This window comes from Methanobrevibacter sp. TMH8, assembly GCF_020148105.1.
Classification (GTDB): domain Archaea; phylum Methanobacteriota; class Methanobacteria; order Methanobacteriales; family Methanobacteriaceae; genus Methanobinarius.
Window position 1 is genome coordinate 18764 of record NZ_JAHLZE010000027.1, and the last position, 25903, is coordinate 44666.

The 25903-nt window shown below is 25.4% G+C and carries 24 protein-coding genes; 21 read left to right on the forward strand and 3 right to left on the reverse strand.

The features are described from left to right. Window positions 1–113: 113 nt before the first annotated feature. Complete coding sequence (locus KQY27_RS05585; protein ID WP_224425584.1) at window positions 114–1307, reverse strand: cation:proton antiporter; 1194 nt, start codon at window positions 1305–1307, stop codon at window positions 114–116. A gap of 427 nt (window positions 1308–1734) precedes the next feature. Here KQY27_RS05585 and KQY27_RS05590 point away from each other — a divergent pair, with 427 nt between their 5' ends. From KQY27_RS05590 to KQY27_RS05610, 5 genes are all read left to right on the forward strand, one after another. Next, window positions 1735–3234, forward strand: a complete 1500-nt coding sequence (locus tag KQY27_RS05590) for a DUF2193 domain-containing protein (RefSeq protein WP_224425585.1) — start codon at window positions 1735–1737, stop codon at window positions 3232–3234. Window positions 3235–3288: 54 nt separating this feature from the next. Further along, window positions 3289–4059 carry an MIP/aquaporin family protein gene (locus tag KQY27_RS05595; RefSeq protein ID WP_224425586.1) on the forward strand — a complete coding sequence of 257 codons (771 nt, stop codon included), beginning with the start codon at window positions 3289–3291 and terminating at the stop codon, window positions 4057–4059. A 459-nt stretch (window positions 4060–4518) separates the two neighbouring features. Continuing rightward, window positions 4519–5283, forward strand: coding sequence for an MIP/aquaporin family protein (locus tag KQY27_RS05600; RefSeq protein ID WP_224425587.1), 765 nt, complete (start codon window positions 4519–4521; stop codon window positions 5281–5283). Window positions 5284–5624: 341 nt separating this feature from the next. Continuing rightward, window positions 5625–6611 (forward strand): UDP-glucose 4-epimerase GalE, encoded by a 987-nt coding sequence (galE, locus tag KQY27_RS05605; protein ID WP_224425588.1) that lies wholly within the window; start codon window positions 5625–5627, stop codon window positions 6609–6611. A 164-nt stretch (window positions 6612–6775) separates the two neighbouring features. After that, window positions 6776–8023, forward strand: a complete 1248-nt coding sequence (locus KQY27_RS05610) for a transglutaminase-like domain-containing protein (RefSeq protein WP_224425589.1) — start codon at window positions 6776–6778, stop codon at window positions 8021–8023. A 745-nt stretch (window positions 8024–8768) separates the two neighbouring features. On the opposite strand, the gene KQY27_RS05615 is transcribed toward KQY27_RS05610, so the two are convergent. Then, window positions 8769–9914 carry a TIGR04083 family peptide-modifying radical SAM enzyme gene (locus KQY27_RS05615; protein ID WP_224425590.1) on the reverse strand — a complete coding sequence of 382 codons (1146 nt, stop codon included), beginning with the start codon at window positions 9912–9914 and terminating at the stop codon, window positions 8769–8771. A gap of 159 nt (window positions 9915–10073) precedes the next feature. Beyond that, window positions 10074–10280, reverse strand: coding sequence for a TIGR04165 family Cys-rich peptide (locus KQY27_RS05620; RefSeq protein ID WP_224425591.1), 207 nt, complete (start codon window positions 10278–10280; stop codon window positions 10074–10076). 609 nt (window positions 10281–10889) lie between these two features. Between KQY27_RS05620 and KQY27_RS05625 the strand changes: the two genes are divergently transcribed. The 16 genes from KQY27_RS05625 to KQY27_RS05700 all read left to right on the forward strand — a co-directional run bounded on the left by KQY27_RS05625 (window position 10890) and on the right by KQY27_RS05700 (window position 25894). Then, window positions 10890–12356, forward strand: a complete 1467-nt coding sequence (locus tag KQY27_RS05625; RefSeq protein WP_224425592.1) for an MFS transporter — start codon at window positions 10890–10892, stop codon at window positions 12354–12356. A gap of 382 nt (window positions 12357–12738) precedes the next feature. Beyond that, complete coding sequence (locus tag KQY27_RS05630) at window positions 12739–13722, forward strand: ATP phosphoribosyltransferase (protein WP_224425593.1); 984 nt, start codon at window positions 12739–12741, stop codon at window positions 13720–13722. 197 nt (window positions 13723–13919) lie between these two features. Next, a complete protein-coding gene (pyrF, locus tag KQY27_RS05635; protein WP_224425594.1) occupies window positions 13920–14567 on the forward strand; it encodes an orotidine-5'-phosphate decarboxylase in 648 nt (215 codons plus the stop codon). A 371-nt stretch (window positions 14568–14938) separates the two neighbouring features. Next, complete coding sequence (cbiM, locus tag KQY27_RS05640; protein WP_224425595.1) at window positions 14939–15622, forward strand: cobalt ECF transporter S component CbiM; 684 nt, start codon at window positions 14939–14941, stop codon at window positions 15620–15622. 35 nt (window positions 15623–15657) lie between these two features. Continuing rightward, entirely contained in the window at window positions 15658–15969 is a 312-nt protein-coding gene (locus KQY27_RS05645) for an energy-coupling factor ABC transporter substrate-binding protein (RefSeq protein ID WP_224425596.1), read from the forward strand. A 43-nt stretch (window positions 15970–16012) separates the two neighbouring features. After that, on the forward strand, window positions 16013–16687 hold the full coding sequence (gene cbiQ, locus KQY27_RS05650; RefSeq protein WP_224425597.1) for a cobalt ECF transporter T component CbiQ: 675 nt from the start codon (window positions 16013–16015) through the stop codon (window positions 16685–16687). A gap of 208 nt (window positions 16688–16895) precedes the next feature. Beyond that, window positions 16896–17486, forward strand: coding sequence for a class I SAM-dependent methyltransferase (locus KQY27_RS05655; protein ID WP_224425598.1), 591 nt, complete (start codon window positions 16896–16898; stop codon window positions 17484–17486). Between the two features lie 62 nt (window positions 17487–17548). Beyond that, window positions 17549–18805, forward strand: coding sequence for a DMT family transporter (locus tag KQY27_RS05660; protein WP_224425599.1), 1257 nt, complete (start codon window positions 17549–17551; stop codon window positions 18803–18805). Window positions 18806–18935: 130 nt separating this feature from the next. Further along, on the forward strand, window positions 18936–19769 hold the full coding sequence (locus KQY27_RS05665; RefSeq protein WP_224425611.1) for an ATP-binding cassette domain-containing protein: 834 nt from the start codon (window positions 18936–18938) through the stop codon (window positions 19767–19769). 115 nt (window positions 19770–19884) lie between these two features. Continuing rightward, the gene (ribC, locus tag KQY27_RS05670; protein ID WP_224425600.1) at window positions 19885–20343 is read left to right on the forward strand and encodes a riboflavin synthase; all 459 of its coding nucleotides are present in this window, start codon (window positions 19885–19887) and stop codon (window positions 20341–20343) included. A gap of 454 nt (window positions 20344–20797) precedes the next feature. Beyond that, a complete protein-coding gene (locus tag KQY27_RS05675; RefSeq protein WP_224425612.1) occupies window positions 20798–21511 on the forward strand; it encodes a glycosyltransferase family 2 protein in 714 nt (237 codons plus the stop codon). Window positions 21512–21550: 39 nt separating this feature from the next. Next, window positions 21551–21907 (forward strand): DUF2304 family protein, encoded by a 357-nt coding sequence (locus KQY27_RS05680; RefSeq protein ID WP_224425601.1) that lies wholly within the window; start codon window positions 21551–21553, stop codon window positions 21905–21907. 360 nt (window positions 21908–22267) lie between these two features. Further along, window positions 22268–23080: a (Fe-S)-binding protein gene (locus tag KQY27_RS05685; RefSeq protein ID WP_224425602.1), complete on the forward strand. Its 813-nt coding sequence runs from the start codon at window positions 22268–22270 to the stop codon at window positions 23078–23080. Beyond that, a complete protein-coding gene (locus tag KQY27_RS05690; protein WP_224425603.1) occupies window positions 23081–24406 on the forward strand; it encodes an LUD domain-containing protein in 1326 nt (441 codons plus the stop codon). Between the two features lie 271 nt (window positions 24407–24677). Then, on the forward strand, window positions 24678–24905 hold the full coding sequence (locus tag KQY27_RS05695; RefSeq protein ID WP_224425604.1) for a hypothetical protein: 228 nt from the start codon (window positions 24678–24680) through the stop codon (window positions 24903–24905). A gap of 272 nt (window positions 24906–25177) precedes the next feature. Beyond that, complete coding sequence (locus KQY27_RS05700) at window positions 25178–25894, forward strand: (5-formylfuran-3-yl)methyl phosphate synthase (RefSeq protein WP_224425605.1); 717 nt, start codon at window positions 25178–25180, stop codon at window positions 25892–25894. Window positions 25895–25903: the final 9 nt, after the last annotated feature.

The window sequence follows — 25903 nt, forward strand, 5'->3', positions numbered from 1 at the left end:
ATTTAATTAATATTTAAATTATTGATATATCAATTATTTAATTATTATATTAAAAATTAATAATTAAAATTAATAATTTATATTCTTTAAAATAATAAGTACTTAAATAATATCTAAATATCTTTTGTCAATAGTTTTGGACCAAGTATTCTTATTCCAATAGCTCCTATTGGTGCTGAAAAAATTATACCTATTGCAGCTATTGCAACTATAATTTCACCAGAAGCAACTCCCATTGCAAGTGGAATAGCTCCAATTGTAGCCTGAACTGTTGCTTTTGGGAAATATGCAACCATAGAAAATATTTTTTCCTTTAAATTTAAATCAGTTCCTAGCAATGATATATAAACGCCAAATGATCTAAAGAGTAATCCAAAAGATATAACAATTAATCCTGGTATGATGAGACTTAAAGCTAAACTTATATTTAATTGAGCACCTAACATTACAAATACGACTATTTCAGCTAAGAACCATATATTTTTAAACTTATTTGATAGTTTAGTTGCTGTTTTTGGGGTTCGATTATATATCATAAATCCAACTACCATAACTCCTAAAAGTCCTGAAATTGGTATTATTCCTTCTAATCCTTGACCTACTCCATTTAAAAGAAGCCCAACTGCTAAAATAATTAAAAGTTTTTCAGTAAGTGAAAAATTCCATTTTTTGAATATATTTAATAGAATAATGCCTGATATAAATCCTACTAAAATGCCTAAAATCAATGATATTGGAATTCCAATAATTGTCCAAGCTATATTAGCATTTGTTCCAAAATAAACTCCTAAAAAAGATGAAAATATTGTAATTGCTACAACATCATCTGCAGATGCTCCTGCTAAAAGTATTGTTGGAATAGATTTCTTTGTACCTAATCCCTGTTTCATTAATGAAAGCATAGAGGGAACAAGAATTGCAGGAGCCACAGCTCCAAGAACAAATCCTAACATCCCTCCTTCGATAAATGAAATTCCTAGGATGAATGGGGAGATAATAGCTATTGACATTCCTTCAAAGATCGAAGGTAAAAATCCCATTGCAATAGCAGGCCTTCCTACTTTTCTAATTGAATCTTGGCTTATTCCAAGTCCTGCTCTAATCAAGATGATAACTATGGCTATGGTTGATAATTCTTGAGATAAATCTAAAAAAGAACCATGAAGGATGTTAAATCCAAATGGTCCAAGTAAAACACCTATTCCCATTAATCCAATAAATCCTGGGATTTCATATTTGCTTAATATTTTTGTACATAATATTCCAAGAACAATTATTATCCCAAGATTAATAGCAATTTGATCCATTTTATCAATTTTTTATTCTAAATTTCAATGTTTTTATATTTTATTAAATTAAAAATATTAATTTGTTAATATTTATTTTTTTATTTTTTATTTTCTTTATTATATTTTATCTTTAATATTAATACTTATATTCTTTTATTTTTATTTCATTGAATTAGCTTGTAATTGAATTATTTATTATAATATTTTTATCTATTATTAGATTTTACTTGAACTTTTGAGTTATTTTATATAATACATTAAATTTTATTACATATGAATATAATTTTATTAAACTATTATTACGGATAATGAACAAATTTATATCAAATAAAGAACAAATATATAAAAATATTATAGATATATTTAAAAAGTATTTTTTTATTAAAGCTATATTATTTTATTTAAAAATACTTTTTGAGATTATATATTGCTTTGAGGTGAAATAATGTCTGAAATATATAAAAAGATGGTAAATGAGTCAATAGAAGCTCAAAGAGCAGATGTAAACACTGTTAAAAAAAATAGAGGAAAACAATTTAAAATTAAAGACTCTGAAAGCTATGTTAAGGTAGCTGGAGATATGAAAGCAGTAGATGGTCAAGCTCAATCTGTCATTGATTTACATGTAAACTCTGTTAAAGCACATTACAACATATTAAGTGATTTAACAGATACTGTTAGGCCAGAAGATGATCCTTTTGTTGAACATTATCAAACACCTGCAATTCTCGAAATCCTTTGTGAAGAAGACGAAGAATTCTGTAAAAGTTTGAAAACTTTTGTAGATACAATTGAAAATTGCGAAGCTTTAATTGGGAAAGAAGTAATTAGGCGATATGGTGGATTTTACGGTCCAACATGTGTAGTTGACTTTGCTCTTATTCCAGGAAGTACAAGTAATGTTGTTAATCAAATATTACTCGAAACAAAGATTCCAAATAATCATAAACAAGCTATTCTTGCAGCTAAATCTTGGGGAATGAATACATCGTACGGTATTGGAGAAGTATTTTCTAATGAACTTGAATCTGGAGCTACTGCAGCTGCAGCTGTTAAAAAAGAAATAGCAATGATTAAAAAAATTTATGACACTCCAATTAATGCACAAGCCGAATTGATGGATGATTTAGGCCATGAATCTTTTGATGTTAGATCATATATGGAGAATTACAAAAAGATTATGAGAAATACTACAATAAATGCTATTGAAGATGGTGTACACTATGGAAATATTGTGACTGTTCCTGCATATTGTGTAGGAGATATTTCACACCATATCTCTCAATCAACATATAATATGTGTAAAGATGATGTGATTATGGGGGTTATAGAAGCTACAACTGATGTTATTGATACTACTTTAAATGCTAATTTAGATAATTATAAATCTGAATTTGATGTTTTATCTTTAGCTACTGGAACTTCTGCAGCTGCAGTAGAATATATACTTGAGCTTGATGGTTTTAATGCTCCGATGATTGTAGATCTTTTAACTAAACGTTTCCATAATTTTGTACAACAATATCCAACTCGTGGTGCTGCAGCTGAACTTCATAACTGTGACTTCATGGATATGATATATAGGGGATGGAAATACACAGATCAAGCTAGAAGGGCAAGAAGTAGTGAAAAAGAAGATTTAACCCCTATTGTTAATGGATTTAAAGTAGATCTTAATCCAATTAGAAACAATGAAATAATCATGAATCCACAAAGATATACTTATCCTGCATGTGCAATTTCTGTTAGATTCTCATCACTTATGAGATTAGCTGATTATCCATGTCTTTTAACAAGTGAACCAATAACAGCTACTATGATGACAAATATTATAGCTCTTCATAAAGAAGATCCAGCTTCACCTGTAAGAGGATGTAAAAACTGTGCTTCAGCAGCTCTTGTAGATTTCAGACATCATTATTGTCAATGGAGAGAAGCAGTATAACTTTCCAATAGTTCATTAAAATTTATTTAAAATTCTTTTATAGAAGATGGTTTTATGGCCTGTGGAATTGAAAAAAAGATGTTGGCAGAACTCATAGGAACTTTTCTCTTAGTTTTCTTTGGTACAGGTTCTGCAGTAGTTACATTGTTAATCACAAATAGTTTTGATCCAAATCATGTAGGTATTGGGGTACTTGGTGGACTTGGGGACTGGATAGCTATTGCTCTTGTATTTGGTCTTACAGTAATGGCTTGTATTTATTTATTTGGTAAAATTTCAGGTGCACACATAAATCCTGCGGTTACTATAGGATTATTGGTTACTAAGAATATATCCTTGGGTGATTCCTGTTACTATTTCTTAGGCCAATTTATTGGTGCAATACTTGGAAGTTTAGCACTTTTAGCTGTATTGGGCATGTCTGCTGTAACAATTGGTGGTTTAGGGGCAACCGCTCCAGGACTTGGAGTTAACTATTGGCAAGCTATGTTTGCTGAATTTATAGGTACTTTCTTTTTAATGCTTGTGATTATGGGGGTAGCTGTTGATAAAAAAGCAGATCCAGGATTTGCCGGGATATCTATTGGTTTTACTGTTACAGCTGTAATTGCTGTTTTAGGGCCATTTACCGGGGCTTCAATAAATCCTGCCCGTACTTTTGGGCCATATCTTATAGATTTATTAGCTGGTGGAGCCAATCTTTGGTTTTATTATCCAATATATTTGATAGGTCCTATTTTAGGAGCCATTGTAGCTTCATTGCTATATTCCTATATGGCTAAAGGTACTGATGTTTGTGAATTACCACAACCATTTCAAGAATAAAATTAATAACTAATTTTAGCTATTTTTAATTTTATTTTTATTTTTAATTTTATTTTATTAGTTTTTTAATTTTTTATTAACTTTTTTATTTTTGGTTTATATGTTTATATTTTTTTAAAAAGAAATTATTGGATTTATATTTATAAATAAAAATATGATATTATAATTTTGTTATTAATATAGTAATAATATGATAATTATATATAATACTAATTATATATTATCATATAAGATATATAATCTTATAATAATTCCTATTTTAGCTAAATCATCGATAATATTATAGTTGTTGTCTAATCTAACTATCAAATATGATTAGTTTAGTTTATTATAAAACTATATTAATTATTATTCATTATTAGATTATTTTTAGTGATTTTGACTATTTTATGGTTATTTGTTAATGGGGATTTATTTTATTAAATTATTTATCTAATAATATGATTTAAGGGTGATTTTATGGAATATTCTTTAAGTAAAAAGATGTTTGCAGAGATGATTGGAACTTTTTTGTTAGTATTGTTTGGTACTGGATCAGCAATAGGGGCTGCTTGGATTGTGCATAATTATGTTTCTGGTGGGGCTATTGGAGCACTTGGAGGATTTGCAGAATGGTTAGCTGTTAGCTGGGGATTTGGTATTACTGCCATTGCTGTTATTTATGCTATTGGAAAAATATCTGGAGGACATATAAATCCTGCTGTTACTATTGGTTTACTTGTTACAAAAAACATATCTGGTAAACATGCTTCTGTATATATTGTAGCTCAATTTATTGGTGCTATTATAGCTACTTTGTGTTTACTAGGTATTTTTGGTGTAGATATTGGTGCAGGTATAGGTGCTCTAGGAGCTAATGCTCCTGCTACGGGAATTAGCTTTTATCAAGCTATGTTAGCTGAAATTATAGGAACATTTCTCCTGGTGCTTGTTGTTATGGGTGTAGCTATTGATAAAAGTGCAGATCCTGGTATTTATGGATTATCTATTGGTATGGCTATTGGTATTTCTTTAACTTTCTTGGGACCTATTACTGGAGGAAGTATTAATCCTGCTCGTGGGTTTTCTCCATACTTAGTTAGCTTTTTAGTTGGTAATCCTGCTGGTTTAGTTTGGACTAATTATTTAATATTCTTAATTGGGCCTATTGTTGGTGGAATTATAGCTGCTTTATTATATAAGTTCATTGCAACTCCAAATCAGAAAAATAAAATTTATAATTAAGAATGATAATATAAATTAATAATAAAATTGGATAATAAAAAGTTTATGATAAAAAATGATATGGGATTGATAATTAAAAATAGATATTCTACTTTTTTTAGAGTTAAAATTAAATCTTTCTTAATATTTTTTATTTTAATTTATTATTTAATAGTTTTATTTTTACAGGTTTTTTAATTTTTCTTCAAATATTATTCTTGGGGTGATTTAAAGAGTAATTTATTTTTAGAATAACCATAAATTTAAATAATCATAAATTAAATATAATTATAAGAATAATTATATTATAATATATAATAATTAATTATCAATTTTAAACGTATTTAGGGGCATAATTATAAATGATTTTAGTAACAGGTGGAGCAGGATATATAGGTTCTCATGTAAATAAAGAACTCCATAAAGAAGGTTATGATACTGTTGTTTTGGATAATCTTAGCTATGGATATGAGGATGCTATTAAATGGGGTGAATTTGTTAAATGCGATTTAGCTGATACTGAAAAAGTTGAATCAATTTTTAATAAATATGATATTGAAGGAGTAATGCATTTTGCAGGATTTATTTCTGTTGGAGAATCTGTTAAATTTCCAGCTAAATATTATAAAAACAATTATAAAAACACTCTATCTCTTCTTAAAGTTATGAAAAATAATTCTATCAATAAATTTATATTTTCTTCGACTGCAGCAGTATATGGTAATCCTTATCAGGTCCCTATTACTGAAAATCATAAATTAAACCCAATTAACCCTTATGGAAAATCTAAATTAATGGTTGAACTTGCATTAGAAAGAGAATCAAAATTAGGATCTCCTGAATTTAAATATTCTGCACTTAGATATTTTAATGCATCTGGTGCTGATATAGAAGGAGAAATTGGTGAAAGACATAATCCTGAAACTCATTTAATTCCTCTTATTTTAGATGTAGCTACTGAAAAAAGAGATAATATATCTATATTTGGGGATGATTATGATACTCATGATGGAACTTGTATTAGAGATTATATTCATGTAGCTGATCTTGCTCAAGCTCATATTAAAGCTTTTGAATATTTAGATTCTGAAAAATATTCTATTGATGGTGAAAATATCTTTAATCTTGGAAATGGGAATGGATTTTCAGTTAAAGAAGTAGTTGATATTTGTGAGAAAGTCACAGGTATTGAAATAAAAAAAGAAATACTAGGTCGTCGAGATGGAGATCCGCCTATTTTAATAGCTGATTCTATGAGGGCTAAAAACACTTTAAATTGGAATCCTCAATGCACTGATTTGGAAAAAATTGTTGAAAGTGCTTGGAATTGGCATAAAAAACAAAATTGACCATATAAAATTAATATAATTTAATTAAATAATATAATTTATTTGTAAATTTTATTAATAAACACGTATTTGGTGGTAATATTTCATTAAACAATTTTAGAAACAGGAATGGAAAATATTTATTAAATAGAAAATCAAGACTTTTATTATTAATTTTTGTTTGTTTGTTTTTTCTTTGTATAACAAGTGTAAATGCTGATGTTGTAAATGAAAATAGTAACATTATTACTGATGATACTAATTCTAGTGATATAATAATTAATGAAACTAAATTTAGTGCTACTACTATTACTACTAATACTAATAATATTTCTAATTCTAATGTTACAACAACTAATAAAACTTCAGATTCAAATAAAACTTTGTCTATTGTTGTTACTTCTAATAAAGTAGTTGATTATGTTAAACCAGCATCTGCTTCTAGACATAGTACAAAAATCAAACCAACTAAACTATCTCAAAATAGTATAACTCTTGCTGCTAGTTATTTAAATCGCTATGTATATGTTCATGGAAAACTACCTAAATTTGTTAAAATATCTGGTTATAAGTTTTCTATTCCAGAATTTCTTTATTTAATTTCAAAAACAATTCAATATAAGAAAAATAAAAAAAATTCCAATATTCCTGTTAAATATAACCTTAAAGATCCTCAAAATATTAGAGGTACAAGTATATATGGTAATATTTCATTTAGTAAATTTTATAAAAGTGTGTTAGAAGTTATTGATTATATGAACTATTATAAGGTTGCTCCTAATTATATCGATACTAGTATAGGATCTATGCAATATCAGACAATTGTTTTTATTTTTTCAAAAGTTTTAGCTAGAAATGAGTTTCCAACAAAAATTGATATTTCTATTAAATGTCCAAATACTATAACTAAATCAACTCCTAAATATGTACGTCCAGGAACAAAAAATCCTTTAAATAGTAGATATACTGGTGGTTCATTAGCTAAATATTTAAAATCATCTAAAAATTGTCAATCTAATAGTGTTTATATTAAAAAAATGGCAAAAAAGATTACAAAAGGTTGTAATACTAAATTAGCTAAAGCAAAAGCTATTTATTATTGGGTAAGGGATAATATGGATTATACTTCCTATTATAATACTCGATACGGTGCTAAAAAAGCAATTGCAAATAGAAAAGGTAATTGTGTAGATTTATCCCATGCAATAATTGCTCTTTGCAGAGCTAGTAAAATTCCAGCTCGTTATGTTCATGGAAGATGTAAATTTGTCAGTGGAAACTGGTATGGTCATGTTTGGGTTCAAATTAAAGTTGGTAAAACATGGTATGTAGCTGATGCATCTAATAATGAATTAAATGGTTTTGGAGTAGTTAATAATTGGAGATCTGATAAATATTATATCCATGGAAGATATAGTAGTTTAAGGTTCTGATTTACTATTTTTATTTCATTTGATTTATTAAATAAATTGAATGTATTCATTTTATTTTTATTTTTTACTTTTATTATCAATTTGTTATTTTATTATAATTCTATTATTTTTTATAATTTTTTTAATTTTTATCAATATTTATTAAGAATATGTAAATAATAATATATTTTTTATAAATTTCTTTATTAAATCAAAATATAATGAAATAATTTTTTATTAATTTTTTAAAAAGATATAAAATATAAATCTAAAAAAAAGAATAATTAATATAAAAATAGTAATAAAAATAGTGTAATAATAATATAATAGTAGTAAAATAATATAAAATAATATTAAAATAGTAAAATACTATATGAGATAATTAAAAACAGAATTTAAAAATAATAATATATAATAATGGTAAAATAAGTAATTTATTAGGGTAAACAATTAATATTTGTGGTAGTGGGATCATTCACTCCTAACAAATTACTTCGTGTTTGTGTTTATTTCAACAAATCATATTTGTTGTAAGCATAATTATATTATACCCAATAATATATAAATATTCCTATTGTTATACTCGATAATATGTAAATATTCTTATTTTTATACTTAGTAATATGTAAATATTCCTATTATGTTTTTTAGTATTATTTTATTTATTTTACATATTCTATTTATTAATTTTGTTTTTAGTTTTTAATAAATAATATTATGAAAAAAATATTTAATTTAATTTTGTTTTGTATAGTATTATTAATTATTATTGTTTAAGCATTAAATCCATAATTGAATATTTTTTCTTTGTTTCATGTTTATTTACTGTGTTTTCTCCCATAATAGGGGGGATAGATGACTTTAAAAAGTCTTTATTAGCTCTGTTACTAACTTCTTTGAAAATCATTTTATATGCAGTACATTGGGGATCAACAGATTTAGCAGTTCCAGTAGCTACAATACCATTATATGGGCATCCTCCTCTGCAAAATTTTATATATGTACAATCTCCACAATTTTCATCTACAAAATCTTTAAAATCCATTAGTTTTTGCCAGGCTTCACTTTTCATCAATTGTTTCATGGATGGTTTGTTTTTTACATTTCCCATTATCCATTCTTCCATTCCATTAAATCGATAACAAGGATAAATGCTTCCATCGTGACCAATAGCTAAAGTATCCCCCATACAATCAGCAAATGTACAAAGAGTTCCTCTTCTTCTAAATGAACTTTTACAAATATGATCAAAGTCTTTTATTTCTATTTTATCAAGATCATTAAGGTATCTATCAAGTAACTGTATAAGAAGTTTTCCATGATCTTCTTGTTCTAATGCCCAAGGATCCGCATTTTCTCCTCTCATTGAAGGAAGTGCTGCATGAAGTTTCATATTATATCTGTTTTCCAAAAAGAAGTTATATATTTCTTCTTCAAAATCCTTAGAATATGATGTAAATGTACAAATAAAGTTAATTTTAACTCCGTTTTCTGTAGCTGTTTTATATCCTTCCATAGTTTTATCAAAATAACCTTTTCCCCGTTGATAATCATTAATTTCACGAGGACCATCAATACTAGTACTAATAGCTACTCCATATTCAGCAAAAAGTTTAGCTAAATCTTGATTTATTAACCATAGATTACTTTGAAGAGAAAATCCCGCTTCCTTATGAGTTGATGCATTTTTTAGGATTGGGAGTGCTTCTTTGTAAAAATCGTAACCTGCAAGAAGAGGTTCTCCACCATGAAATGTAAAATGAACATAATCGTCTCTAAATCCATCTAACCAAGTTACAATTTCCTTTACAATTTCAATATCCATTACTCCGGAACCTTTTTTTGAGCCCCAACAGTAGGCACAGTTAGATGGACAATCTAAAGTTGGAATTATCATCACATGGAAAGTCATATTTTTCACTATTTGGGTTTTTAATTTTAATTTTATTATTTATTTCATTATTTAATTTAATTATTTAATTATTATTTAATTTATTATTAATTTATTATATTAATTTATTATTTTAATTAATTATTTTTATTCTTTATAATAACAATTTTTTATTTATCTTCATTTTCCTTTTTTTATTTCTTCTTTTTCTTTCTCTTTATATTTTTCTTCTTGATCTTCTTTTGTTTCAAAAATATATCCACATTCATCACATACAACAGCTTTCATTTCTGCATGAGCTTTTTGATCATCTAACATTTTTCTTTGCACAGTTTTATCTTGTGATCCACATTTAGGACATTTAGCTAATAATTGTTCTAATTTCATAATGTTAATATAATTTTTATAATTTATATAAATTATTCTAAAAATAATGATATTTATCAAATATTAATTATTTCAATTTATTTTAAATTATATTAAATTATATTAAATTATTTTAACTTATTTTAAATTATTTTAAATTATTTTAATTTATTTAGAAATATTTTTTATAATATTATTTATATTTTTAAAATATTATCTAGATAAATAGCTGTATTATATATCTTTATTAAATTTATTGTCAAGTTTACCTTTTTTATTATCTATTTTTCTTTTTATTGTAAATTTATGATGAAATTTAGGTTACATTTATATTATATAAATAATAAATAGAATTAAGTAAATTTATAATTATTAATAATGATTAATATTAATTATTCAATATTTTTTAATAATTTCATATAATGATATATTTAATATTAAATTTTCTATTAATTAGCATTTTAAATTATTATATTAAATTATTAATTTAATTATTATTAATTTATTAATTCAATTATTATATTGATATTAAATTAATTATTGATAAATATTGTTTATAATGCCATATTATGATCATGATTAATGTATATCGACACAGAATTACTCATTGAATGATTAAAGGTATTAACTATGAATTCAAAATTAAAAGAAGATGAAAAGAAAGTAAAATATAATAACATTGATTCAAAGCATTTAAACACATTGTCTAAAAATAAATATATATTATTGATTACTGCATTATCATATTTTTTATCAGGGTATGTTGTATCAGTAATCTCAATTGCATTACCAAATATGGCTAGAGATTTTGCTGTTAGTGCAGTAGCACAGAATTGGATAGCTATAATTTTTTTTCTAACAATAGCTATTTTTTCAATACCTTTTGGAAAAATATCTGCAAAGTTTGGATTAAAAAAAACGTTTTATTTAGGTTTAATTCTTTTGATAATAGGATCATTAGGTGTTTCAGTTTCTAATTCATCTAATTTTTTAATAGCTTTTAGAGCTTTACAGGGATTTAGTGTTGCAATATTAAATGTTTCAACTTTAGCTATTGTAACAGAATCAATGCCTCCACATGAAAGAGGAAAAGGAATAGGAATAATAACTTCAATAGCTTATGTTGGTCTTATTGTAGCTAATATTCTTGGTGGTTTTTTAACTCATAATTTTGGATGGAGAAGTGTATTTTTATTTGTAATACCGTTTTTAATATTAACTATATTAATAACTTATTTTAAAGTTTCTGATGAATGGATTTTTTCAAAAGGAGAGAAATTTGATTATATTGGAGCTTTAATATTTGGATTAGCTATTTCCTTTTTAACATATGGATTTACAACAATCCATGAACTAAATGGAATAATTTTAGTTTTACTAGCTATAATCTCATTTGCTATATTTGGAAAATGGCAGTTAAAATCTAAGTTTCCTCTATTTCCTATTAAAATTATTAAAAATAGAGTGTTTACATTTGCAAGTTTTGCAGCATTTTTATGCTCATTTGCAACTTTTGTAATTACATATATTGTTGATTATCATTTACAGTATATTAAAGGGATAGATCCTCAACTAACTGGTTTAATTCTTATGTTAGCCCCTCTTTCAATGGCAATATCAACATTTTTTGCAGGGAGATTATCTGATAAATTTAACCCAAGAATATTAGCTAGTTCTGGATTAACACTAGCATTTATTTCTTTAATTATTTTAGCGTTTATGGATTCAACTACTACTATTCCAGTTATTATAATGGCAATTATTCTTGAAGGTGTTGGTTATGGAATGTTTATATCTCCAAATACAAATATTGTTATGAGTTCTCTTCCAGATAAATTTGCATCAATTGCTTCAGCAACAGTTTCAACTACAAGAGTTATTGGTGAAACTTTAAGTTTAGGAATGTTAACTGTTACTTTTGCGATAATTATGGGATCACTTCAGATTCTTCCTCAATATTTCCATCTTTTAATTGTAAGTTCAAAAATAGTTGCTATTATAGCTTCAATAGGATGTTTAGCAGGAATATTTGTTTCCTTAATTGGTGTTAAAATAAATTTTATAGAAAAAATATCAATTTTAGGATTAAAAAAATAAGTAAATTTTTATTTGAATGTATTAATTTTTTAATTTTAAAATTTTAAAATTTTTTAATTTTAATAATAATTAATAATAATTAATAATTTTATAAAAATTAATTTTTATAGGTATTTTTATTGTATTTATTTATTATTAAAATACTTTATTATTATATTAAATGATTTAATAATGGTTATATAGTTTAATTAACAAATTAATATTTATTATAAATATTAATTATCTTAATATATTAATTAAAATATTAATTATTATATTTTTTATAATATTTTATAAATTATTATTATAGTAATTTATAGTATTTTATAAAATTTTTATAAATTATATTTTTGTATAATAATATTATATTAAAAAGAATTAAATCAAAATATGGTAGGTTGTTATGGAGATTATAATAGGGCTTCCAAAAGGAAGTTTAAATAATGTAAATAGAGGAAATACATATCAGCTCTTTAAAGATGCTGGATATGAAGTTAGGGGATATGAACCTGGAAATGAATCTTATGAAATTGATATTGTTAATGATGATGAAATTAAAGCATTTCTCACTCGTCCTCAAAGTACACCTGTTGAACTCAACAGAGGAATGGTGGACATAGCTATTGTTGGTGAAGATTGGGTTAAAGAAGAATCAGTTTCTAATGATTGTGGGATAACAAAAATCGGGGATCTTGATTATGGTCAAACTCGTCTTATTGTAGCGGTTCCAATGGATTCTCCATATTTCTCTCTTAGTGAATTTTTCCGATTAAATAAAGATCGGGATACTCCTATTCTCTGTTTCACTGAATATCCAAATCTTACTAGAAAACATATAATGGAAAACGATGGATATAAAGAATTATTTGGTGATTCTGTCCCTCTTGTCCAAGTTCGTGGTCTTGTTGATGGTGAAAATGATAAAGTTCAAATAATTAATTCCGATGGTGCTACTGAAGTTTATATAGCTAAAGGTGCAGATCTTATTGTTGATAATACTCAAACAGGAAGTAGCTTAAAAAAAGCTGGACTTGTAGAGCTTGAAACTATAATGCACTCATCTGCAGGTCTTTATGCAGGAATTAACTGTATAGATGAAAAGATGGAAAAAGCTAAAATGATTTTTGAACAGCTTTATGGTGCAACTACAGCTATAAAATACTTTGATGTCAAATTTAATGTTAATAATGACATAGCTACTGTAGTAAGTGATTTTTTAGTTACTAATGGATATTGTTCTGATGAACCTACAATAAATACAGGAAGCAAATTTTCACAGATAAATGTTTTAATTGAGAAAAATAAATTTCCTGAAATGTTAAATGGCATTAAAGATTATGGTGCATCTTCAATTGTAAGAAATGATGTTAAACAATATGTTAAATAATAATTATACTATAAAATAAATAGTAATTATAATTATAATAATTATAATATAATAATAAATTGTAATAATTATAATAATTATTATTATAATAATAATTATATTATCTGATAATTATGATTATTATAGATTTAACAATTTAATGATTAATTAATCTTAATTTATAAAATTTTTTCTTAAGATCTTATTTGGGTGTTTATATGGATGTTAAAAATAATATAATATTAGCTATGGATTTAATGGATCTTTTAAATGCATATGAAGTTGCTGAAGCAATTGCAGAAGATATTAATACTATTAAAATTGGATATCCTTTAACTTTAGCTGAAGGTCTTAAATCAATTCAAATATTTAAAGAAAATTTTAATTTCAAAGTTATTTGTGATTATAAAGTAGCTGATATTCCTGAAACTAATTCAAAAATAGCTGATTTATCATTTGATGCTGGTGCAGATGCTATTATTACTCATGGTTTTGTTGGAAAAGATAGTGTTGAAGCTTGTGTAGATATTGCTAATAGCTATGGTGGGGATGTTTTTCTTTTAACTGAAATGTCACATCCGGGGGCTAAAATGTTTCTTCAGCCAGTTGCTGATGAAATAGCTAAAATGGGTCTTGATATGGGTATTAAAAATTATGTTGCTCCTTCTACTCGTATTGATAGATTATCAGATATTAGAAATATTGTAGGTAATGATTCTTTTATTATTTCCCCAGGAGTTGGTACTCAAGGTGGAGATCCAAAAGATACTTTAAAATATGCTGATGCTTTAATTATTGGTAGATCTATCTATGAAGCTGATAATCCAAAAACAGCTCTTGATGAGATTAGTGATTCTATAAAGTAAATTTATTCTTTTTTATTTTTTACTTTTTTAATTTTTTAGAATTTTAACTTTCTTAATTTATTCTTTTTACTTTTTTATTTTTTACTTTTTTAATTTTTTAGAATTTTAACTTTCTTAGTTTATTCAATCTTATTTTAATTTTTTAAAATAAACTTTAAAAAATCGAAAACTTTATATATTATACTATTAATATTAAGAAATATCAAATGGACTTTATTAATATTAAAGTTTACTTAAGCATATATAATTTGTAATTTATATATAATTTATATATTCTTAGATATTTGGTGATTATTAAGGATAATATAAAATTAGGGATAATTTAATTTATTGATAGGACTTCTCATATTAAATATATGGAGAGATGATAAATGCATATTATGGAAGGATTTTTACCACCATTGTGGTGTGCTGTCTGGTTTATACTTTCAATACCAGTTATTGCTTATGGGATTTTTAGAATTAAAAAAGTAACTGATGAAGTTCCAGAATCAAAATCATTATTAGCAGTTAGTGGGGCTTTTATGTTTATACTTTCGTCATTAAAGATACCTTCTGTTACTGGTAGTTGTTCACATCCTACTGGTAATGGACTTGGAGCAGCTTTATTTGGCCCTGCAGCAGCAGCTGTTTTAGCTACAATTGTTTTATTGTTCCAAGCTATACTTCTTGCTCATGGTGGATTAACTACTCTTGGAGCTAATGTATTTTCTATGGGTATAGTTGGACCTTTTGCAGCATGGGTAGTTTATAAAGGATTTACAAGATATGGAATATCTTCTGCAATAGCTATATTTTTTGCAGCATTCTTGGGTGATCTTTTAACTTATGTTACTACTGCATTCCAATTATCTTTAGCTTTTCCAGAACCTACATTCCAATCAGCTTTGACAACTTTCTTAGGAATATTTGCTGTTACTCAAATTCCATTAGCTATTGCTGAAGGGTTGTTAACTGTGGTTATATGGGATCAATTGACTAAATACAAACCACAATTACTTAAAAAGCTCAATGTTCTAAAAGGATTTAAAAAAGAGTCTGAGGTAACTAGTTAAACAATATATAGAATAAATAATTTTAAAGTGATATTATGAAGACTCGAAATAGAGATATAATTTTATTAATTCTTGTAGCTATTATAGCTATTGTCCCTATGGTAATGTATTCTGGTCTTGGAGAAGATCAAGGTTATTTTGGTGGTGCTGATGGTGCTGCTAGTGAAGTTATTGAAGGAACTGGTTATCAACCATGGTTTTCTAGTTTTTGGGAACCTCCGAGTGGTGAAATAGAAAGTTTATTATTTGCACTTCAAGCAGCTATTGGAGCAATAATAATTGGATATTTCATAGGTTATTGGCGTGGAACATCTAAGTGTGAAAATAAAGGAAAAGATGACAAATAAATGATTAATGAGTAAGATTTTTTGTTAATTTTAGGTGATTTAATTGGAAATTGATTATATTGCACACACAAATGAATTAAGAAATGTTAATAGTACTTTTAAGTTTATTTTCGCAATTTTCTTAATGGTTTTTGCTTTAATAGTCAATTTGCCAATTGTTTCTTTAATTATAACTTTTTTCATTGCATTTTTGTTGCTTTTTGTAGCTAGGGTTCCTTTTAGATTTTATATTAAATTTATTTCTATTCCATTTGGATTTTCATTAATAACTTGTATATTTTTGGCTTTTTTCTTTGGAACTGGTCCTATTATTTTTCATACAGGAATATTTGGAATAGTAGTTCGTGAAGATGCTTTAACTCTTGCTATAACTACATTTTTTAGAACATTAGCATGTTTTTCAGCACTTGGTTTTTTATCTTCAACAACACCAATATCTGAGATATTAAATGACCTTAAAAAGATTAAAGTTCCAAAAATTTTTATTGAAATAGCTCTATTGATGTATAATATTATTTTTGTCTTTTTAGATCAAATAAAAATAATGACAAATGCTCAAAAAACTAGAATGGGATATAATGGGATAAAAAATTCTTATAGGTCATTAGGTCTTTTAATTACTAATCTTTTCTTCAAATCTCTTGAAAAAAGTGAACATCTTCAGCATGCTTTAGATTCAAGAGGATATAATGGTGAATTACCTAAATATAATCCTTAGTTTTATTTTTTTATTTTTTTATTTTTGCTAATAATCTCATAAAATTATATTTTTTAAAATTTCCTTAAACATTAAATAGAAGTTTTAATATATTATGAGTAATACTCATTTATAAGTAAAAATAAAAAAAGTAATACTATTTGAATTAATGTATTAAATGTTTATATATTATTAACAATTTTAAATTATTAAAAAATTAGGTAAAATAATGAAAAAAGATTTTAAATTTAATAACAGAGCATCTTCATATGATAAAGGATTTGAAGGTAAATTTTCCAAGAAATTTTATAATTTATTATTAAATCAAATTGAATTAAAAGATGGAGATAATTTATTAGATGTTGGATGTGGTACAGGTAAAATATTAAGAGAATTATCTGATAAGTATGATATCAATGGTTATGGAATAGATGTAGAAGAGAATATGGTAAAAATAGCTAAAGAAAAATGTCCCAATATGAACATACAAATTTCTAATTCTGATAAAATGCCTTTTGTAGATAACAAATTTGATATACTAACTGCATGTATGGCATATCATCATTTTGATGATAAAATAAGTTTTGCAGAAGAAGCTGGAAGAGTTATGAAAATAGGAGCATATTTGTACATAGTGGATCCAAAATTTCCTAAAATAATTCGAATAATAATGAACTCTACATTAAAACAAATAGGCATTGTAGGAAAATTTGAAACATCTCAAGAGATATATAATACATTTGAAGAATTTGGGTTTGAATTAATAGAATCTGAAAGCGATAGCTATGCACAGTTAGTAAAATTGAAAAAAGTTAAATAAATAATGATAAAAATTTAATTAAATATTCAAATATTTAATTTAGATGGTTAAGTGGTTAGGTCATGAAAAATAAAAATTATTGGATAATATTAGGTCTTTTCTCTGGATTATTATTTGGAATTGCAACTCCTTTTAGTAAAGTTCTTTTATCTAATTTGAATTCTTTTCAATTATCTGGATTGCTTTATTTAGGATCAGGTATAGTTATTATTCCTCAATTAATTAAGAATATGATTAAAACCTATAAAAATCGGAAATATGATAAATATTATAATAAATATAACAATATAAATAATATAAATTCTGATAATACATCTCCTAATAATATAAATCAGGATAATATAAATTCTGATAATATACATTATTCTCAAAATATAGATTCTAATGAAGAATTATATTTTAATAGTCAAGATGTTAAAAAAAGTGCTATTAAAAAGAATATTATAAATTTTGATATAAATTTATTAAAAATAATTTTCATTGTTCTTTTTGGTGGTATCTTAGGTCCTTTATTCTTAATGATGGGACTTTCCCATACAAGTGCAAGTTCAACAGCTATTTGGTTAAATATGGAGCTTGTAGCAACAGCTATCATAGGAATTGTTTTATTTAAAGATCATTTAGATAAATATGGTTTTATTGGTCTTTTACTTACTTTCATAGCTGGTCTGATTGTTTCTTGGGGAAATGATTTTGGAGATTTCTATTCGATTATTTTTATAATTATGGCTTGTTTCTCATGGGGTATAGATAATCAATTAACTTCTATTGTTGATGGATATTCACCAGAAGTAATTACATTTATCAAAGGAATCTTTGGAGGAGGAGTAAATTTTGTTATTGGGATGTTTATAGCCGGACAATTTATTCCATTAAATCTTTTATTCTATGGAATTATTCTTGGAATTGTGTCTTATGGATTAAGTATTGTTTTCTTTGTTAGTTCTGCTCAAAATCTTGGAGCTACTAGGAGTCAGATTTTATTTTCTACAGCTCCTTTTTGGGGAATTTTATTCTCTATCTTATTTATAGGAGATCCATTAACATTAAATTTAATTATAGCTACTTTATTTTTAGTATTTGGAATAATTATCACGAATAATTTAGTTCATAAACATAAGCATTATCATGTTTCAATGGAACATATTCATATTCATTCTCATGATGATGGCCATCATGAACATAATCACAATTTTTTTAGTGAGGAAGAAATGACTGGAGATAATAAAAATAAAAAACACATTCATAAACATAAACATAATGAAAAAGAGCATGATCATAATCATTTTCCTGATTTACACCATAAACATGATCATTAATATGAAAAACTAATGAATTTAATAATTTAATTATTATATAATTATTAATTATTTAATTATTAATTTTTTAAATAATTATATAAGTATATAAAATATATTATATATTGCTAAATAAGGTGGACTAATGAATATTATAGAAGCTAAAAATATAACTTATTTATATCCTGATGGTACAAAAGCATTGGATAATATTAATTTTAATGTTGAAAAAGGGCAAATTGTTTCATTACTTGGTAAAAATGGAGCAGGAAAGTCTACTCTCTTTCTTCACTTTAATGGAATATTTGAACCAGAATCTGGACAAATACTTGTTGATGGTGAAGAATTAAAATATGATAAAAAGAGTTTACTTAAAGTTAGACAGAAAGTTGGAATTGTTTTTCAAAATCCTGATGATCAGCTATTTGCTCCAACTGTTGAAGAAGATGTAGCTTTTGGTCCGCTTAATATTGGCTTATCTCAAGAAGAAACAAAAAAAAGAGTTACAGATGCATTAGCTCGAGTTGGAATGGAAGGATTTGAAAAAAAACCACCTCATCATCTTAGTGGAGGGCAAAAAAAACGTGTAGCTATTGCTGGAATATTAGCTATGGGTCCTGAAATTATGGTTTTAGATGAGCCTACCTCTGGACTTGATCCTAAAGGGGCTTCTAAAATTCTTAAACTTCTTTATGAACTTAACAATGAAGGAATGACTATAATCATTTCTACTCATGATGTTGATCTTGTTCCTTTATATTCTAATAAAGTAAATATTATTAGAGATGGGAAAATAATAAAAGTTGGGTCTCCTCATGAAGTATTTGATGATGTTGATTTAATCCGTGAAGCAGATCTTAGATTGCCTAGATTAGCTCATTTAGCTGAAGTTCTAGAAAAAGAAGACAATATTAAAATTGCGGAATCTTATCCTTTAACTATTGGAGAAGCACGTAAAGATTTATTGGATTATTTTGATAAATAGTTTATATAATAAAAGCTTATTAATTAAAGTATATTAATTATACTATTAAAATAATAATATTAAAATACAAATAATTATTAAATAAAGTGTTTACATAACAATTATTGGTGAATATATGAGAATTGGTATTTGTGATACAACTTTTGCAAGATTTGATATGGGTGGAGCAGCTATTGATGAATTAAAAAATAATGCTACTGATTTAAAGATTATACATAGAACTGTTCCAGGAATTAAAGACCTTCCAGTAGCTTCTAAAAAACTCATTGAAGAAGAAGATTGTGAAATTGTAATGGCTCTTGGAATGCCAGGACCTATGGAAAAAGATAAAATGTGTGCTCATGAAGCTTCAACTGGTCTTATTAGGGCTCAGCTAATGACTAATACTCATATTTTAGAAGTTTTTGTTCATGAAGATGAAGAAGAAAAGGATGATCTTTTAAAGGAATTAGCTGAAAACAGAGCTAGACAACATGCTCAAAATCTAATTAAAATGATGTTTACTCCGAAACAAATGGAAAAAGAAGCAGGAAAAGGAATGCGTGAAGGAAAAAAAGACGTAGGTCCTTTATAAATAATTCAATATTTTTAATTTATTATTTTTAATTTATTGTTGTTATTCTTTTTTATTAATTATTATATTGTTAAATTTTTATCTAAATCTTCTATATTTTATTTTTTATTAATTATAATTTCATAGAATTTTTAATCATTTCATATTATTTTTTAATATTATTTTTATTAAATTATAAATTTATTTTTAATAATTTTTTAATCACTATTTAGAGTTATATTAACTAATTTTTACTATTTTATATTTAAGTGTTAATAATTTTAATTGAAGTATATAGGAATTTTTTTTAATGTAATTAGATATATTTAATTGTATATAATTGTAATTATGGTATATTTGAATATAGGATTAATATAACTAAATATATTTAAATATAATGTTGATTAAATTATTTTTAATAAAGTTTTGTAAATTTGTATAGTTTTATGATAACATGGTAGAAACACAAAATAAAATGCAAAATAATGAAAATAAAAATAATGAGGATACTGATGGGGTATTTCTGGTTGTTCCGGCATATAATGAAGAAAAAACTGTAGGAAATATCATAGAAAAGATAGCTTCATTAGGTTATCATGTTATTCTTGTTGATGATGGTTCAACAGATAATACATATGAGATAGCTAAAAAATCTACAGTTAAATATCCTCATAACATATTCATTTATGAGCATGTTATTAATAGGGGATTAGGAGCAGCTTTAAAAACTGGGATGTCTGGAGCTATTAATCATGGTGCTAAATATGTAGTTACCTTTGATGCCGATGGTCAACATGCTATTGAAGATATAGCTAAAGTTTGTAAACCTCTTAAAGAAGGTAAAGCTGATGTAGTTATTGGTTCAAGACCTTTTGAAGATATGCCTGCTTCTAAAAACTTTGCAAATACAGTTATGAATGTCATGACACACATATTTTATAGAACTAAAGTTAAAGATTCACAATCTGGACTTCGAGCTTTTACTGCTGAAGTTATTCCTAAAATTAGTATCCTCTCAAGAGGATATGGTGTCTCTTCTGAATTTATAAGAGAAATTCGAAGAAATCATCTCAAGCTTGATGAAGTCACTATTACTACTATTTATACTCCTGAAACTCAAGCTAAAGGAACAAATGCTGTTGTTGGTCTTAAAATTTTATTTAAAATGATAATTGATTTATTTAGATAAAGATTAAAATTAGAAGGTGTTATAATTTTTGGAGATTTAATGTTATATCAAGTATTAGTGATTATCATAGCTATTGTGGCTATTTTATTAATATTTGATAGATATCATAAGAAAAAAACTTCAATTCAAACATTTATTTTATGGGTAATATTATGGGTTATTTTAGCTATATTTACTATTGTTCCTGAATCAAGTAATATTTTAGCTCATTTAATTGGTATTGGAAGAGGTTTGGATTTAGTACTAATATTCGCTATTATTGGTTCTTACTATTTAATATTTAGGGTATATTTAAAGATTGAAAAAATAGATCAAGATATTACTGAATTAGTAAGAAAGATATCTATGGATAAAGAACTTAACTATGAATTAGAATTAGAAGAAAAAGAAGATTAAATATAAAATTTATTTTAATATAGTTTATTTTAATATATTTTATATGATTATTTTTCTTTTTATTTTCTTTTATATTTTTTATTTTTATCAATTATTAGTTTATTTATTATTAGTTTATTAAATCATAGATATTTTTTTATTTATTTTATCTTTTTTATTTTTATCAATTATTATTTATTAAATCAAATATATTAGTATTAGAAAAATTTATTAATTATAAAAATGATATATCTAATTAATATAAAAGTTCTGTATTTTCTATATTTTACTATTTTAATTTTAGTAGAGTTTTTTTAATTATTTTTATATTATTTTGATTTTTATCATTAATTTTTATGTTTAAACTATGGTGATAATATAATGTTATATTTCAGAGGATGCACAGCCCGTGAAAGACTAAATTCAATTTCAATTTCTACAGAAAAACTTTTAAAATTAGCAAAGGTTGATTTTAAAACACTCGATAATGAGGAATGTTGTGGTTCTGTTCTTCTTAGAACCGGATTTGAAGATGATGCAAAAGAACAAATGAAAAAAAATTTAGATAAATTTAAAGATGAAACAATTATAGTTTCATGTGCTGGATGCTATAATACATTAAAGAATGACTATAATGAGTTATTGGGTGTTCAATTAGATGTTATTCATATTTCACAATTACTTTTGGAACTAATTAAAGAAAACCGCTATGAATATAACAATAATATAGATAATACTAACACTAATAACTCTAATAACTCTAATAATAACAATAATAACACTAACACTAATAATAATAATAATAATAATAATAATAATTCTGATGAGATTGTGACTTATCATGATCCTTGTCATTTAGGACGTCATAGTGGTGAATTTGATGCTCCTAGGGAAGTTATAAAGCATTTTTCTCATTTAAAAGAGATGGAAAATATTCGAGAAAACTCTAAATGCTGTGGTTCTGGAGGTGGGGTAAAATCTGCTTTCCCTGAGATAGCTAAATCAATAGCTACAGAAAGAGGTAAAGAAGCTGAAAATACAGGGTGTGATGTTTTAGTAACTTCATGTCCTTTTTGTAAACTTAATCTTGATGAAAATTCGTCTTTGGAAGTTTTAGATTTGTCTGAATTTGTTTTAAATCATATTCAAAAAGAAGATTCTAATAAGAAAAACAAAAAATTGGAGAGTTTTTAAATGAATGAAAAAGAATTAGTAGCTATGAGAAATTCATTTAAAACAGTCTTTGATAAAAGAAAATCTATTTTAGATGATCCTAAAACTAAAAAACTTCAAGATAGAGTAATTAACATTAGAAAAGATGCTATAGATAATAATAAAGAGCTTCTTGAAATAGCTAAAAAATCTTTTAAGAAAAATGACATTGATTTTGCTTTTGCAAAAGATGATAAAGAAGCTAGAGATATTATTTATAATATTATAAATGATGTAGGTAGCTTTGACTTTGGTTCCAATGCCGATTCCAATGTTACTTCTAATGTTGATTCTAATTCAAATTCCAATTTGAATTCCAATTCTAATTCACAAAATGATTCAAAAGATAATAATCAAACTGTAATAGCTAAATCTAAATCAAATACTCTTGGTGAAATAGCTATTTCTAAATATTTAAAATCTAAAGGTATGGATGTTGTTGAAACTGATTTGGGAGATAGAATATTACAACTTAAAGGAAAAGATAATAAACCAACCCATCCTACTGGGCCTGCATCACATTTAAATGTTCAACAAATTTCAGATATTGTCAATAAAGCTATGGATAAAGATATTCCTTCTGAACCAAAAGCTATTATGGAAACTGTTAGGGAAGATGTTTTAAATAAAATAGCTAAAGCTGATATAGGTATTAGTGGAGCTAATGCAGTAGCTAGTGAAGATGGATCTCTTGTCTTTGTTCATAATGAGGGAAATATATCTTTGGTATCATTGATGAAAACTCATATAGTTGTAATTGGAATGGATAAACTTGTTAAAACTATTGAAGATGCTATTTCTATAGCTAAGCTTGAAACAATTTATGCAACAGGTAGCAAAACCACTTCTTATATAAATGTTGTTTCAGGTCCTTCTAAAACAGCAGATATTGAGAAAAAACTTCTTAAAAATATGTATGGTGCAGAAAAAGTATTTGTAGTTATTCTTGACAATGGAAGGTCTCAAGCTATTGATTCAATCCACGAATGTCTTCTTTGTATTGGTTGTGGAAGTTGTATAGTTACTTGCCCAGTTTACAATGTTATTGGTAATGAATTTGGCTTTAATAATTATTTAGGTGGTAGAGGAGTAGCTATGAGTAAATTTATTGAAGATTCTGAGACAAGTTTTAATTCAGGTCTTTATAAATGCACTTTATGTGGTCTTTGTACAGAAAATTGTCCAGTAGCTATTCAAACCAATGAAGCTATTGAAGAAATACGAAAAGATTCTCAAAAAAAAGGATTCTATCCAAATGAACATGGAAAATTCAGAGATAATATTAAGAAGAAAGGTTCTCCTTATTGAGTTACATATTAATTTTTTAATTTTACCTTTTAATATATATTTTTAATTTAAATTTTTAATCTAGCTTTTTAATCTAGTTTTTCAATTTATTTTTTAATTTAATTTTTTTAAATTATTTTTTAATTTTTTAATAATAAATCTTTAAAATTGATAATAAATTAATCTTTAAAAATATATGAAAACAATTAAATATTCATATTATAATATATATAAGATATCTTAATAATTATCTCATAATATTGTAGAAAAATAAAGAAAGGAAGATTGAAAAATGAAGGTAAATACTTTAATAATTCATACAAAGAACTCAAAAGAATCATTAACTTTTAAAGTTGGACAGACTTTGACTTCAGATAAATTTGAGCTCTTAACTGTTGATAGTCCTATAAATTATATTAATATTAATACAAAAACTGGATTTATTGAAATAAAAACTAATGAAGATAATTTCTTATGGTATTCATTAAATGATATACAATTTTTGTCCTTTAATATTTAATTTTTTAATATTTAATTATTATATTGTTTAAATTATTTTTGTTTAAAAATTTTTGTTTAAAAATTTTCACGATTAAATAAATCTAAAAGTTTTTATATAATTGATACAATAATTAAACTAACTCAAATTATATAATATTTGATATTATATTATAATTCATAATTCAAATTATATTGGATTATATTAGATTATATTATATTTTTTTAGATTTTATTAAATTTTATTAAATTATATTTATAAATATTGTTCATTAATAATGTGGAGGAAATGTATTGCTTTTATTAATCAGTCCAATAAATAATGAAGAAGCACTAGAATCTATTAAAGGTGGTGCTGATATAGTGGATGTTAAAAATCCAAAAGAGGGTTCTCTTGGTGCTAATTTTCCTTGGGTAATTCGAGAAATTAGGGATTTAACTCCTGACGATATGTTGGTCAGTGCAACTCTTGGAGATGTTCCTTATAAACCAGGAACAGTTTCTCTTGCAGCTATGGGTGCATTAGTTTCTGGTGCAGATTATATTAAAGTAGGATTATTTGGGACATCTAATTATGATGAAGCATTAGAAGTTATGGCTAATGTTGTAAAAACTGTTAAAAATGAGAATCCTGAATCTATTGTTGTAGCATCTGGTTATGCAGATGCTCACAGAGTTGGAGCAGTTAGTCCATGGGACATTCCAAAAATAGCTAAAGAATCTGGCAGTGACTTAGCTATGTTAGATACAGCTGTTAAAGATGGAAAAACATTATTTGATTATCTTGATATTGATGATTTAAAGAAATTTGTAGGAGAAACTCATAGTTATGGATTAAAATCAGCATTAGCAGGTTCTGTTAAAAAGGAACAATTAAAACCTCTTTATGATATTGGTTGTGATGTTGTCGGTGTTAGAGGTGCTGCTTGTACTGGTGGAGATAGAAATAATGGAAAAATTCATAGTTCTGCAGTAGCTGAATTAAAAGAATTAGTTAATTCATTTGATTAGTTAATTTAC

Coding starts and splice junctions, on each gene's coding strand:
- KQY27_RS05680 (WP_224425601.1), top strand. CDS start 21,551: ATGTTATATCAAGTATTAGTGATTATCATAGCTATTGTGGCTATTTTA.
- KQY27_RS05600 (WP_224425587.1), top strand. CDS start 4,519: ATGGAATATTCTTTAAGTAAAAAGATGTTTGCAGAGATGATTGGAACT.
- KQY27_RS05690 (WP_224425603.1), top strand. CDS start 23,081: ATGAATGAAAAAGAATTAGTAGCTATGAGAAATTCATTTAAAACAGTC.
- KQY27_RS05615 (WP_224425590.1), bottom strand. CDS start 9,914: ATGACTTTCCATGTGATGATAATTCCAACTTTAGATTGTCCATCTAAC.
- KQY27_RS05590 (WP_224425585.1), top strand. CDS start 1,735: ATGTCTGAAATATATAAAAAGATGGTAAATGAGTCAATAGAAGCTCAA.
- KQY27_RS05630 (WP_224425593.1), top strand. CDS start 12,739: ATGGAGATTATAATAGGGCTTCCAAAAGGAAGTTTAAATAATGTAAAT.
- KQY27_RS05685 (WP_224425602.1), top strand. CDS start 22,268: ATGTTATATTTCAGAGGATGCACAGCCCGTGAAAGACTAAATTCAATT.
- cbiM (WP_224425595.1), top strand. CDS start 14,939: ATGCATATTATGGAAGGATTTTTACCACCATTGTGGTGTGCTGTCTGG.
- KQY27_RS05620 (WP_224425591.1), bottom strand. CDS start 10,280: ATGAAATTAGAACAATTATTAGCTAAATGTCCTAAATGTGGATCACAA.
- ribC (WP_224425600.1), top strand. CDS start 19,885: ATGAGAATTGGTATTTGTGATACAACTTTTGCAAGATTTGATATGGGT.
- pyrF (WP_224425594.1), top strand. CDS start 13,920: ATGGATGTTAAAAATAATATAATATTAGCTATGGATTTAATGGATCTT.
- KQY27_RS05595 (WP_224425586.1), top strand. CDS start 3,289: ATGGCCTGTGGAATTGAAAAAAAGATGTTGGCAGAACTCATAGGAACT.
- KQY27_RS05585 (WP_224425584.1), bottom strand. CDS start 1,307: ATGGATCAAATTGCTATTAATCTTGGGATAATAATTGTTCTTGGAATA.
- KQY27_RS05660 (WP_224425599.1), top strand. CDS start 17,549: ATGAAAAATAAAAATTATTGGATAATATTAGGTCTTTTCTCTGGATTA.
- KQY27_RS05645 (WP_224425596.1), top strand. CDS start 15,658: ATGAAGACTCGAAATAGAGATATAATTTTATTAATTCTTGTAGCTATT.
- KQY27_RS05625 (WP_224425592.1), top strand. CDS start 10,890: ATGAATTCAAAATTAAAAGAAGATGAAAAGAAAGTAAAATATAATAAC.
- KQY27_RS05675 (WP_224425612.1), top strand. CDS start 20,798: ATGCAAAATAATGAAAATAAAAATAATGAGGATACTGATGGGGTATTT.
- galE (WP_224425588.1), top strand. CDS start 5,625: ATGATTTTAGTAACAGGTGGAGCAGGATATATAGGTTCTCATGTAAAT.
- KQY27_RS05695 (WP_224425604.1), top strand. CDS start 24,678: ATGAAGGTAAATACTTTAATAATTCATACAAAGAACTCAAAAGAATCA.
- KQY27_RS05655 (WP_224425598.1), top strand. CDS start 16,896: ATGAAAAAAGATTTTAAATTTAATAACAGAGCATCTTCATATGATAAA.